The sequence below is a fragment of the Rhizobium sp. WSM1328 genome (genome assembly GCF_057653715.1).
Map to the genome: position 1 here is coordinate 3,349,956 of NZ_CM172788.1, position 12,515 is coordinate 3,362,470.

12 protein-coding genes are annotated in these 12,515 nt (G+C 62.3%); 5 read left to right on the forward strand and 7 right to left on the reverse strand.

Annotation, left to right across the window (positions count from 1 at the left end):
• Window positions 1-62 precede the first annotated feature (62 nt).
• Together AC2444_RS16945 and AC2444_RS16950 are read right to left on the reverse strand one after the other, a co-directional pair.
• Window positions 63-1,253 (reverse strand): efflux RND transporter periplasmic adaptor subunit, encoded by a 1,191-nt coding sequence (locus AC2444_RS16945; RefSeq protein WP_012758717.1) that lies wholly within the window; start codon window positions 1,251-1,253, stop codon window positions 63-65.
• Between the two features lie 46 nt (window positions 1,254-1,299).
• Window positions 1,300-2,112 (reverse strand): alpha/beta hydrolase fold domain-containing protein, encoded by an 813-nt coding sequence (locus AC2444_RS16950; protein ID WP_012758718.1) that lies wholly within the window; start codon window positions 2,110-2,112, stop codon window positions 1,300-1,302.
• A gap of 164 nt (window positions 2,113-2,276) precedes the next feature.
• Here AC2444_RS16950 and AC2444_RS16955 point away from each other — a divergent pair, with 164 nt between their 5' ends.
• On the forward strand, window positions 2,277-3,188 hold the full coding sequence (locus AC2444_RS16955; protein WP_003542399.1) for a LysR family transcriptional regulator: 912 nt from the start codon (window positions 2,277-2,279) through the stop codon (window positions 3,186-3,188).
• Between the two features lie 284 nt (window positions 3,189-3,472).
• Here AC2444_RS16955 and AC2444_RS16960 read toward each other — a convergent pair whose 3' ends face one another.
• Together AC2444_RS16960 and AC2444_RS16965 are read right to left on the reverse strand one after the other, a co-directional pair.
• Window positions 3,473-4,375, reverse strand: a complete 903-nt coding sequence (locus AC2444_RS16960) for an SDR family oxidoreductase (protein WP_012758719.1) — start codon at window positions 4,373-4,375, stop codon at window positions 3,473-3,475.
• Between the two features lie 80 nt (window positions 4,376-4,455).
• Window positions 4,456-5,199, reverse strand: a complete 744-nt coding sequence (locus AC2444_RS16965; RefSeq protein WP_012758720.1) for an SDR family oxidoreductase — start codon at window positions 5,197-5,199, stop codon at window positions 4,456-4,458.
• Window positions 5,200-5,318: 119 nt separating this feature from the next.
• Between AC2444_RS16965 and AC2444_RS16970 the strand changes: the two genes are divergently transcribed.
• The 3 genes from AC2444_RS16970 to AC2444_RS16980 are packed head-to-tail and all read left to right on the forward strand — an operon-like array spanning window position 5,319 to window position 7,252.
• Window positions 5,319-6,227, forward strand: a complete 909-nt coding sequence (locus AC2444_RS16970; RefSeq protein WP_012758721.1) for a LysR family transcriptional regulator — start codon at window positions 5,319-5,321, stop codon at window positions 6,225-6,227.
• Window positions 6,228-6,266: 39 nt separating this feature from the next.
• Complete coding sequence (locus AC2444_RS16975; protein ID WP_012758722.1) at window positions 6,267-6,581, forward strand: hypothetical protein; 315 nt, start codon at window positions 6,267-6,269, stop codon at window positions 6,579-6,581.
• Between the two features lie 53 nt (window positions 6,582-6,634).
• A complete protein-coding gene (locus tag AC2444_RS16980) occupies window positions 6,635-7,252 on the forward strand; it encodes a DNA-3-methyladenine glycosylase (RefSeq protein ID WP_012758723.1) in 618 nt (205 codons plus the stop codon).
• 123 nt (window positions 7,253-7,375) lie between these two features.
• Here the strand turns inward: AC2444_RS16980 and AC2444_RS16985 are convergent, their stop codons facing one another.
• From AC2444_RS16985 to AC2444_RS16995, 3 genes are read right to left on the reverse strand one after another with little or no spacing between them, the layout of a single operon-like run.
• The gene (locus AC2444_RS16985; RefSeq protein WP_012758724.1) at window positions 7,376-8,917 is read right to left on the reverse strand and encodes a DHA2 family efflux MFS transporter permease subunit; all 1,542 of its coding nucleotides are present in this window, start codon (window positions 8,915-8,917) and stop codon (window positions 7,376-7,378) included.
• Window positions 8,910-10,151 (reverse strand): HlyD family secretion protein, encoded by a 1,242-nt coding sequence (locus tag AC2444_RS16990; RefSeq protein ID WP_012758725.1) that lies wholly within the window; start codon window positions 10,149-10,151, stop codon window positions 8,910-8,912. Before AC2444_RS16990 ends, AC2444_RS16985 begins: the two co-directional genes overlap by 8 nt.
• Entirely contained in the window at window positions 10,144-10,608 is a 465-nt protein-coding gene (locus AC2444_RS16995; protein WP_012758726.1) for a MarR family winged helix-turn-helix transcriptional regulator, read from the reverse strand. The genes AC2444_RS16990 and AC2444_RS16995 overlap by 8 nt, the downstream gene beginning before the upstream one ends.
• Window positions 10,609-10,852: 244 nt before the next feature.
• Here AC2444_RS16995 and AC2444_RS17000 point away from each other — a divergent pair, with 244 nt between their 5' ends.
• Window positions 10,853-12,397 carry a cation:proton antiporter gene (locus tag AC2444_RS17000; protein ID WP_012758727.1) on the forward strand — a complete coding sequence of 515 codons (1,545 nt, stop codon included), beginning with the start codon at window positions 10,853-10,855 and terminating at the stop codon, window positions 12,395-12,397.
• Window positions 12,398-12,515: the final 118 nt, after the last annotated feature.

Consider the following 12,515-nt stretch of genomic DNA (forward strand, 5'->3'; position numbering starts at 1 on the left):
AGCCGCCGGCGGGTCATATCATTTCGGGTATTGGCCCTCCCCCTGAGGGGAAGGCGAAGTCTTTACTGCGCGGTCGCAACCTTCTCTTCCATCTGAGGCGCGACGACTGCGCCAGGACGGATGCGCTGCAGACCGTTGACGACGATCTTCTCGCCGACGTTCAGGCCGCTTTCGACCACCCGCTGGCCGTCGGCCAGCGTGCCGAGCTGGACCTGCCGATAGGCGACCTTGTTCTCGCCATCGACGACGAAGACGAACTTCTTGTCCTGGTCCGTGCCGACGGCGCGGTCGCTGATGACGATCTTGTTCTCGGCCTTCGGCTGGCCCATGCGCACCCGCACGAACTGGCCGGGGATGAGACGCCCGCCCGGATTATCGAAGACGGCGCGAACGCCGATCGTGCCGCTTGATGCATCGACCTCGTTGTCGATCAGCTGCAGCTTGCCTTTGATCGGCGTGCCGCTGTCGGTCAGCGTGCCGACCTCGACCGGGATCTGCTCGACGGCAGGCAGGGCGCTATCCGTCTGCGGAAGCTGGGCAAGCGCGCGCGTCACCATCTCTTCGCTCGCGTTAAAGCTCGCATAGATCGGATCGACGGAAACGAGCGTCGTCAGCGCCGGCGAGGTCGAACCGGCGGCGACAAGGTTACCGGCGGTCACCTCGATCTTGCCGATGCGGCCGGAAACCGGAGCTCGCACCTGCGTATAATCGAGATCGAGCTGGGCTGACTGCAGTGCGGCCTGCGCCGAACGCAGCCCCGCCTGAGCCTCGGCCAGCGAACTCAGGCGCTGATCGAGATCACTCTGGGAGATGGTGCGGTTGTCGGAAAGCCTGCGGCCGCGGTCGAGTTCAGTCTGCGCCAGGCTGACCTTGGCTTCGGCCGAAGCGACCTGGCCTTGCGCCTGCGCCACGCTCGCCTGGTAGGGGGCCGGGTCGATGGTGAAGAGCAGGTCACCCTGCTTGACCAGCGCCCCTTCACGGAAAGCCACCGACAGGATGGCGCCGGCAACACGGGAACGCACCTGCACCCGGTCGACGGCTTCCAGACGGCCGGAGAAACTTTCCCAAGCCGTCACGTCGTGCGCCGCAACGACGGCCACCGTCACCGGCACAGCGGGAGCCTGTGCGGGGGCGGAAGCGGCCGTAGCGGTCGTGCTCATCGGCAGTTCGAAAAACAATGCAGCGCCGGAAACGGACGCAATAAGGCCTATGCCGGCGCCCACAAGGGCCCAGCGCTTCTTTCTGGACGTCATCGGTACTCTCCTTGCGGCTCAAGGCCGCCGAAATATCAGATCTTCTTCAATGCAATTGCGGTTGAACGCTTACGTCCCGAAGGAAGCTTCCGAAATGGTGGCTGACGTTTTCCTGCCAGTCGGGCGCTCCGTCGGATTTCCCACCATAAATCGAGGGCCAGCCCGTCCCGGCGGGAAGGACATGCTGGCGCACACCGACACCGGCCTGCTTCAGGCGGGTACCGTAACCAATTGTCTCGTCGTGCAGAGGATCGTCCTCCGCGGTGAATATCAGCGCCGGCGCGACGCCGGATATGCGCGAACAGAGGCAAGGCGCCGCATAAGGGTGGCAACCGCCTCCGCTCAGATAGTGGCTCCAGCCCTCCGTCCAGCGCTGGCGCATGCCGATGGCTTCGGCCTTGCGGATCGAGGACGTGCCCATGAAGGGATCGAGCAGCGGCGAAATCAGGACTTGGCCGTCGAGCGCGTCCGGCATCTGGTCGCGCGCCTTCAGCGCCACGCCGGCGGCGACATTGCCGCCCGCCTCTTCGCCGGCAACGAAGAGCAGCGACTTGCGGTCGCCGAGACCGGCGCGCTTGTTGGCGAGATAGGTGAAAACGGAGAAGGAAACTTCTAGCGCCTTTGGGAAGAGATTGCCGGAAAGGCTGCTGTAATCGGCGGCAACGACGATGGCGCCGGCCTTGGCGAGGCTCATCGCCACCGGCCGGTCGACGTGTGTGTCGCTATCCAGAAAAGCGCCGCCATGCAGGTAAAGCACGATCGGCGGACCCTTGCCGTAATCAGCGCCCTGGTAGATGCGTGCGGAAACGGGGCCGATGGCCACCTTATCCAGCATCATATCTTTCCATTCCACCGTCATGCTTCCGGTCTCTTCTGTGTCGCCGACAAGCAGACAACGCCTGCCGCTTGCATTTTGTACAAAAAAGATATTGTTATTCCAACCAAGGAATAAGAAGCTATAACGCGATAACACTGTTCCAGATCTCGAACAATGGTGCAACGCAAACTGCGGATTTGAAACCGATGGATCAGCTCTCGGCAATGCGCGTCTTCATTCGCGTCGTGGAGACGGGCAATTTCACCCGCGCCGCCGACATGCTCGCCATGCCCAAGGCGACGGTGACCAATCTCATACAGGGCCTGGAAGCGCATTTGCGCACCAAGCTTTTGAATCGGACCACGCGCCGGGTCATGGTGACCACGGACGGCGCGCTTTATTACGAACGCGCCGCCCAGATCATTTCGGAACTGGAGGAGCTCGATGGCAGCCTTTCCAATTCGCAGAGCTTGCCGAGCGGACGACTGCGTGTCGAAATGGCCGGCGCTTTCGCCGATTGGATCGTCGTTCCGGCGCTTTGCGATTTCTATCAGCGTTATCCCGATATCCGTATCGACCTCGGTGTCGGCGACCGCACGGTCGATTATCTTGCGGAAAATGTCGATTGCGCCCTGCGGGCCGGCACCCCGGCCGACCAATCGCTGATTGCGCGGCGCGTCTCCGAAGTCGAAATGATCACCTGTGCTTCGCCGAGCTACATCCAGAAATTCGGCATGCCCGAGCGGCCGGAGGATCTGGAGGCGGATCATTACACCGTCAACTATTTCCGCGCCCAGAACAACCGGACGCTGCCCTTCGAATTCCGCCGGCACAACGAGGTGATCGAGACTAGTCCGCGTTACATCGCCTCGGTCAACGATAGCCGCACCTATCTGACGGCGGCGCTGACGGGCCTCGGCATCGCGCAGGTACCGATCTTCATGGCGCGCGAGCCGATGGCAAGGGGCGAACTCGTCCGCGTGCTGCCGGATTGGCGTCGCGATCCGCTGCCGCTCTATGTCGTCTATCCGCCGAACCGCCACCTCAGCAACAAGGTCCGCGTCTTCGTAGACTGGCTGGTGAAGCTTCTGGTCGAGGCGAGACTGAACGACGTCTGAGCGCCAAGACAAATACGGCCCGGAAGGCAGGGGAAACCTTCGACGGGCCACAATCTTCAACTTTGAACATCAAGCCTGTCGCACCGTAGCAAAGGCGCGGCAGGCTCTGGAGGTTCGCGAAGAGAACGGCAGGGAATTCCATTCTCTCGCGATAAAGCAGATATACGCACTCTCCGCAGGATTATAAGGGAAAATTCCGCAGTCGCGTTCACATATTTGCGATGACGGCTTGGCTCCATGTTCCCCCGCGCGGTTGTTCCCGCGTGCAGCGGTTGGGCCGGGTTTCAATTCCCGACGGCCGGCTTCAGCAAGTCCTCGAGGCCGATGCGGCGGAACAATTCCGCCCGGACACGGTCGGCAACGCCGTTGACGATCTCGGCGCCGTCCTCGGACGGATCGATGTGGACGCGGAACGGCCGGGTGCCGAAGGGCTTGCCGACGACATCGACGATGGCGACGGCAACCGCGCCGGCATCGGCGTCGGCAGGTTCGAGCGCTGCCAGGCCCTGCAGCGCCTGCTCCGGCACGCCCTTGTAGGGTCCTTCATTGTATTCGGCGGCGCGGGCCGTATCATCAGGCGAGCCGGAATGGGCGAAATGGTTGGTGCCTTTGGTGAAGGCGCCGGGCACGATGATCGAGGTCTCGATGCCCCAGCGGGTCAGCTCGCCGGCATAGGAGACGGCAAGTGAATCCATCGCCGCCTTGGCGGCGAAATAGGGCGAGAGGTAGGGAGGCGTGCCACCGCGGCTGCTCGACGACGATACCCAGACCACCAGGCCCCTGCCCTGCTTGCGCAGATACGGAAGTGCCGCGCGGTTGACGCGTTGGGTGGAGAGCACGTTGATGTCGAAGAGCTCGGCGAACTGTTCCGGCGTGAAAGCTTCGGCCGGGCCGAAGGACATATGGCCGGCATTGTGGATGATGACATCGAGGCGGCCTACATCGGTGATGATCCTGGCGATACCTGATACAACCGACGCGTCGGAGGCGACATCGAGTTCGACCGAGCGCAGATCGACGTTGTTGTTCCTGGCGAATTCAGCCACATCGGCGACGGCCGGAGCGTTGCGGCCTTCCGTGCCGCGCATGCCGGCATAGACGGTATGGCCGGCCTTGGCGAGGGCGCGGGCGGTGAGAGCGCCGAAACCGCTGGAAGCGCCGGTGATGACGATGACTTGCTTGCTCATGATCCTAGTCCTTCTGGATTCGATTGCCTGATTGAGAAATGAAAATTTGAATGAGCGGCGGCCGAAAGCCGCCGTCTTGGTCAGATCACGCCGCCATTGGCGCGCAGCGTCTGGCCGTTGATCCAGCCGCCGTCCGGGCCGGCGAGGAAGGCAACTGCAGATGCGATGTCTTCCGGTGTGCCGAGGCGTTCCAGCGGGTTCATCTTCGCCGTGCGGGCGATGACTTCGTCCGACTTGCCGTTGAGGAAAAGGTCGGTGGCGACAGGACCGGGCGCGACGGCGTTGACGGTGATGTTGCGGCCGCGCATCTCCTTGGCCATGATCGCCGTCAGCGTTTCCACGGCAGCCTTGGTCGCGGCATAGACGCCGTAGGTTTCGAGCTTCAGGCCGACGACTGAGGTCGAGAAGTTGACGACCCGGCCGCCGTCACGCAGACGCTTGGCAGCCTCGCGCAACGTATTGAAGGTGCCCTTCAGATTGACGCCGATCTGCCGATCGAAATTGGCGTCATCGGCCTCCGCAAGCGAAGAGAGCATCATGATGCCGGCATTGTTGATAAGCACATCGACACCGCCGAAGGCGGTTTCCGCGGCATCGAACATGCGGCGGACGGCTTCGGCATCGCTGACATCGGCTTTCGCCGTCAGCGCCCTGCCGCCGGCCTGCTCGATCTCCTGGGCCAATTCCTCGGCCGGAGCGGCATTACCGGAATAATTGATGACGACGGTGAAACCGTCCTTGGCGAGGCGTCGGGCGACTACCGCTCCAATGCCGCGGGAAGCGCCGGTGACCAGTGCTACCTTGCCGTTTTCTTTGGAAGCCATTGTCCTTCTCCTTCATCCTGCGCCGCAGCGCGTTTTCGATGAGGAGAAGATGCGCCTTTTCCTTCTGCGGATAATCTGGCATTCTTCGGCATCACTATCCGGGAATAACGAACAAACAGATGGACAGATTTGATGCCATGCGCGTGTTTTGCCGTGTCGTGGAACGCCGCAGCTTCACTCTTGCCGCCGAAGACACCGGTCTGCCGCGCTCGACCGTCACCGATGCGGTAAAGGGGCTCGAGGCCCGCCTCGGCGTGCGCCTGCTCCAGCGCACAACACGCCATGTCAGTCCGACGCTTGACGGCGAGGCCTATTACCAGCGCTGCCTGTCGATCCTTGCCGATATCGAGGGTGCCGAAGGCGCTTTCGCCGGCGCCAAGCCAAAAGGCCTGCTGCGCGTCGATGTGCACGGCACACTCGCTCGCCATTTCGTACTGCCGAGCCTGCCGTCCTTCCTGGAGACCTATCCTGAGATTGAATTCTACATGAGCGAGGGCGACCGGCTAGTCGATCTCGTGCGCGAAGGCATCGATTGCGTGCTGCGCGTCGGCACGCCTGGGGATAGCGACATGGTCGCCCGGCGCGTCGCCATGCTTGATGAGGTGACACTCGCCTCTCCCGATTATATCGCCACCCGTGGCCTGCCGCAGCATCCCCACCGGCTTGCCGGCCATCGCATGGTCGGCTTCCGCTCCAGCAGCACGGGCACCCTGCTGCCGCTCGAATTCATCGTCGACGGCACGGTGCGTAACGTCACCATTCCCGCCACCGTCGCGGTCAACGCCGCCGAAAGCTATATTTCAGCGGCGAGGATGGGCCTCGGCATGATTCAGATCCCGCGCTATCACGCTGAAAAAGACCTGGCCGAGGGAACGCTGATCCATGTATTGCAGGATTTTCCGCTGACTCCGACACCGGTTTCCCTGCTCTACCCCCGCAACCGCCAGCTTTCGCCGCGCGTGCGCGTCTTCATCGACTGGCTGGTAAAGGTCTTCGCTCGACAAAATTCCGAAAACGCGCTTCACTAAAATACGCCTTGCTAATAAGAGCGCCCTCGGAGAACAGCCATGGCACTCAACGATATCACCGTCTACCAGACGGAAGACGGCTTCGTCGTCGAATTCGGCGGCGAGGGCGAAGACAGCATTGCCGTGACGCTGAGGAGCACGCCTGAACTGACCTCGGAAAACGCCGTCTTGCGGGCCAAGGCCCTGCTTGCTGCGGCAATCGAACCTGCCCATGGCGACGGCGCGCGCAGCAAGGATCCTGCTTTGCTCGAAGAAGAGCTGGAGGAGGGTCTGGAAGATTCCTTTCCGGCGAGCGACCCGGTATCGGTCACATCATCCTCGATCCCGATGCGCGATCCGAATGCCGGCCGCTGATGTCTTTGGCCGAAAAACATGAAGCGGTTTCGGGATGACGGCGAGCGCGCTGAATGTTATCTGCGTCTGATATGACCGATGGTGGAACGATATCAGGTGCGATCGGCGCCGGCACGCTCACCGGCGAAAGCCTCAGGAAGTTTTTCGAACGCGATGCGATCGCCGTCTCCCGCGACCTGCTCGGCTGCCATCTGACCGTGGATGGCGTCGGCGGGCGCATCTCCGAGACCGAAGCCTATTTCCCCGATGACGAGGCCTCGCACAGCTTCCGCGGCCCGACCAAGCGCAATGGCGCCATGTATGGCAAGCCGGGCAATGTCTATATCTACCGCATCTACGGCATGTACTGGTGTCTGAATTTCGTCTGCCATCCGGGCTCGGCTGCACTCATCCGCGCCCTGGAGCCGGAAACGGGAATCCCTCTGATGATGGAGCGGCGCGGCACCGATATGCTGACGTCGCTCTGCAGCGGTCCCGGCAAGCTCTGCCAGGCGCTTGGCATCGATATCGGGATCAATGACCGGCTGCTTGATCGCCCGCCCTATGCGATCGCGCCGTCGGCCCCGGTGCCGATCGTCTCGGGAAAACGCATCGGCATCACGAAAAATGCCGAAGCTCCATGGCGCTTCGGCATTCAGGGATCGCGTTTTCTCAGCAAGCCGTTTCGCTAGAGCATGATGCCGAAAAGTGTAAGCGGTTTTCGCGCGACATCATGCTCCAACTATTTAATTTATAAGAAAATTCCAGGAAAAGTGCGAAGCGGTTTTTCGTCCGGAATTGCGCGAATCTGGAGTTCATTCCATGACGGCGCTGTGGTCGACGGCGGGTGCTGCCTTCGGCTTGCGCAGCAGCAGCACCAGCGGAATGACCGCAAGCGACATCAGCATCAGCAGCTTGAAATCGTCCATGTAGGCGATGATCGTCGCTTGCAGCGTGATGATCTCGTTGAGCGAAGCACGGCCGGCCGCCGTCACCGGGCTCAGCCCCTGCGCCGCCACCGCATTGAAGGCGTGGTTAAACGGCGTCACATAGGCCGCGATCGATTCATGATTGCTCTGCGTGTTCTCGACGATCAGCGCCGAGACGATCGAGATGCCGACCGCCGAGCCGATGTTTCGCGACAGGTTGTAGAGACCGGTGCCGTCGCCGCGCATATGGGCGGGCAGCGTGGAAAAAGCGATCGTCGTCAGCGGCACGAACAGAAAGCCGAGGCCGGCGCCCTGGATGAAGCCGACCGAGACGATCGTCCATTGCGAGACGTCGGGTGTCCAGCCGGTCATGTCGTACATCGCCCATGCGGTGAGCCCCAGGCCGAGCGCCAGCAACGCGCGCGTATCGACCTTGCCGACCAGCCGCCCGACGATGAACATGCAGAGCATGGTGCCGAGCCCGCGCGGCCCCATGACGATGCCGGCTGTGATAACGGGATAGCCCATCAGCGTCTGCAGATAGGGCGTCATCAGCGCCAGTGAGGCGAGATAGGTAATGCCGACCACGAAGATGAAGATCATGCTGATCGAGAAGTTTTGATCGAGGAACAGCTTCGGGTTCACGAAGGATTTCTCCGCCGTCAGAGTATGCACGATCAGCAGATAGAAGGCTGAGGCGCAGATCAACGCCTCGAGCATGATCTCACCGGACGAGAACCAGTCGAGCTGCTCGCCGCGGTCGAGGAAGAGCTGCAGCGCGGCGATGCCGAGGCTCATCATCCCGAAGCCGAACCAGTCCAGTTTGGCGAGCAGATCCCTCTTGGTCTCGGTGACGTAGACGACGATGCCCATGAAGGCCAGCGCGCCGATCGGCACGTTGATATAAAACACCCAGCGCCAGCTGATATTGTCGGTCAGCCAGCCGCCGATGACGGGCCCAAGCACCGGCCCGACCATGACCGAGACGCCGAAAAGGGCCATCGCCGAGCCGCGCTCCTCGACCGTGTAGATGTCGAGGAGGATGCCCTGGGAAAGCGGCACCAGCGATGCCCCAAACAGGCCCTGCAGCAGACGGAAGGCGACGATCTGGTTCAGCGATTGCGCCAGGCCGCAGAGAACGGAGGCCGCCACGAAACCGGCAATGGCGACGAGCAGCACGCGTTTGCGGCCGAACTTGGCGGCGAGAAAGCCCGACGGCGGCGTCATGATTGCCGCCGCGACGATATAGGAAGTCAGCACCCAGTTGATCTGGTCGGCAGAGGCCGACACGCTGCCCTGGATATAGGGCAGCGCCACGTTGGCGATCGTCGTGTCCAGCGCCTGCATGATGACGGCGAGAATGACGCAGGCCGTGATCGCACCGCGATTGGCAATCGGCGTCACCGGAGAAGCGGAAGCGTTACTCATGATCCTTGCCCTGAGGCCGACCCAGAAGCTTGTTGACGAAATCAGGCAGGCCGCGGGCATGGCCGGTCTCGACATCGACCACCGTACTCATGCCGACACGTAGCGGCGGCTTGCCTTCGGTGTCCTCGATGCTGACGCGCATCGGAATGCGCTGCACGACCTTCACCCAGTTGCCCGTGGTGTTTTGCGCCGGCAGCAGCGAGAAGCTGGAGCCGGAGGCCGGGCTGATGCTCTCGACCTTGCCCTTCCATGTCACGCCGGGATAGGTGTCGATATAGATCTCGGCCGTCTGGCCGGGCTTGACGTAGGTGAGTTCGGTTTCCTTCGGGCTGGCGGCGATCCACAGATGGTCGGTGGCAACAAGCGAGAAGGCTTGCTGCGAAGCCTGCAGATAAGAGCCGACCTGCAGCGCGTTGACATTGGTGACGATGCCGTCGAACGGCGCCTTGACGACGCTGTGGTCGAGTTCGCGCTGGGCATTGTCGACATTCGACTTGGCCTGCAGGTAGAGCGGGTTTTCCTCGGCCGGCTGGTCGGCATTGCCGCCGAGCTGGGCGAGCGTCGTTGCGGCTTCCGCCTTGGCGACGGTCACCTTCTGCTGCGCGGCTTCCAGATTGTGCTTGGCTTCGTCATAGGCCGACTGCGTCGCGCTGCCGTTGTTGACGAGGTTTTGCTGCCGGTCAAACTGATCCTGATAATAAGGCAGATCGGCTTGCGCCTGCGTGATCTCGGCAAGCGACTGCTGATAGCTGGCCTTGAGATTCATGATCTGGTTGCGCTGCGCGCCGAGCTGCGCCTTGGCGCCATCGAGCGCGATCTTGAAAGAATCCGACCGCAGGCTGAAGAGCACCTGCCCCGTCTTGACCGCCTCGTTCTCATGCACGTTGATCTGGTCGACGATGCCCGAGACATCGGTGGTAAGCCCGACCATATCGGCCTGGATATAGGCGTTGTCGGTCGACATCACCTGGCCGCCATTGACGTAATAATAACCGCCGACGACGAGCGCCACCGGCAGCAGGGCAAACAGGATCGGCCGCGTGGGACTGCGCCGGCGGCGGACCTTGTTGCCGCCAGGCGCAGCCACGGCGGCAGCCGGCGCTGAATTGGATGAAGGCGCTTCGGCTACCGTTTCCTGCTGTTTCGCTTCGTTTCCTTCGACAGGAGTCTTGGTCTTGGTCTTGGTCTTGGTATTGGCGTCGGCAACGACGCGGAGGGGGGATTGATCAGCCATCGTTCGTCTCATTCTCGTCAACCGGGCTCCGGCATGCCTGAACCAGGTTCGTCTTCATTACGGATAGGATGTGGAAAAGCAGCTCGCGCTGCTCGGCCGAAACGCCTTGCAACGCTTCTGCGCGGGTGGTGTCGCCGAGCTCGCGCATTTCGGCGAGCAACGGGTGCGCCTCGTCGCGCATATAGAGCAGCCAGATGCGCCGGTCGGTCGGGTGCTGGCGGCGCTCGATCAGCCCGCGCTCGGCGAGCTTGTCGAGAATGCGCACCAGCGTGATCGGCTCGACTTCCAGGATTTCGGCAAGGCCGCCCTGATGGATGCCTTCATTGTTCGAGAGATAGGCAAGCGTCTGCCATTGCGACCGGGTCAGCCCAAGGCACTTCGCGCGCTGCTCGAACCGCTTGCGCAGCAGCCGTGCGACGTCGTGGAGAAGGAAACCGAGGGTCGGAGTGGCGTTCATGAAAACCTGTAACCATTATTTATAAGCATACTTATAATATCAGTAGATATATTGAGCATGCGCGCCGCACAAGGGTATGGACGGCAGATTCAGCAGCGGCGGCTAAAATGCCGCAGATCAGGTCAAACATATCCTACGGTTCCTCCTTTCGCCGCTTGCAGGCGCCGACAGTAGCCGCAGCCGAGTTCCGCCCTAATTCTGCGGCAGGAACAGCCTCCGCCGGAGGTGCGCATTGGGGAGCTCTATGGCGTTCTTCGAAAGCATGCTGACGCTGCTGCTGGTGGCGATCGTCTTTCTGCAATTCTCCAGGAAGTTCCGGATCCCTTATCCGACAATGCTGGCGATCGCCGGCGTCATCGTCGCGGCCGTGCCCTGGGCGCCGGAGGTCGCGATCGATCCCGAGCTGGCGCTGGCGCTGCTGATCGCGCCCGTGCTCTTCGACGCCGCCTATGATCTGCCGCCGAGGACGTTGAGGCGCAACTGGCTGCCGTTATTCTCGCTCGCCGCCATTGCCGTGATCCTGACGGCCGCAGCCGTCGCCACCGTCAGCGTGACGATGGCCGGCCTGCCGCTTGCCGCAGCCGTGGCACTCGGCGCCATCGTCGCGCCGCCGGATGCGGCAGCCGCGACCGCCATGCTCGACCGCTTCACCCTGCCGCGCCAAACCTATGTGATCCTGAAGGGTGAAAGCCTCCTGAACGACGCCGTGGCGCTACTGATCTTCAGCGCTGCGGTGGCAGCCGCCGCAAGTCCCGCCTTCTTCGCCGGCGCCCTGGCGGAGCTGGCGCTCGCCGTGCCTGGCGGCCTCATCCTCGGCTATCTCATGGGCCGTCTCTACATGGTCGTCGGCCTGAGGCTTGCCGGCACGCTCGGCGGCACCCTGCTCGAATTCGTCGCCACCTTCGGCACCTGGATCATCGCCGAGCGGCTGCACCTTTCGGCAATTCTGGCGATCGTCGTCTATGCGATGGTGATTGCCCGCTACATGCCCGAGCGGCAGACGGCCCGCCACCGCATTCATTCCTATTCGGTCTGGGAAGCCGCAGTCTTTCTGCTCAACGTGCTCGCTTTCCTGCTGATGGGCCTGCAGGCCCGTCAGATCGTCCTCGACCTCGATCCCGGCCGTCTGAATTTCGCGATCACTTTCGCCGCCATGGTCTTCGTCACCGTCATCGTCGTCCGCCTGGCCTGGGTGCTCTTCTATAACCGCGTCATCAACTTTCTCGCCGCGCGCGGACGCACGACACAAGCCGTTCCGACCTTCGCGACCAGCCTGCTTGCCGGCTGGTGCGGCATGCGCGGCCTCGTCACGCTGGCGACCGCGCTCGCTTTGCCGATCGACTTCCCCGATCGCGACATCATCCTGCTCTGCGCGCTCGCCGTCGTTCTCGGCACGCTCATTGTCCAGGGCCTGACGCTCGGGCCGCTGATCCGTTTCCTGAAATTCGATCCGGACACCTCCCTGGATCGCGACCTCGCCAGGGCCCGCGTCACGTTGATCGATGCGGCCCTTGCCGAACTCGCCGGCGGCGAGGACAAATCCACTCGCATCCTGCGCGACGTCTACACTTCCGAACGCGAAATCACCGCTGACGGGAAACACCCGCGCGAGGTCAGCAGGCTCGACAAGCAGCGCCGCAACGTCATCGTCGCCAAACGCCGCAGACTGGCGGCGATGCGCCGCGCCGACGAGATCGACGACGATGTCTTTCACATGCTGGAACAGGAGCTCGACTGGGCCGAACTCGCCGCCCTGCCGCCCGGCAGAGACGAGATCGTCGAGAGCTGATGCCTTCTGTGAAGTTTTGATGGATTCCGGAACCGTTACCAATTGGCATTTGCAATTTTTCGCCGCTGCCGTTTATAGTCCAATTCCATAGGGTTACGATTTTTCGGATGTGCATTGC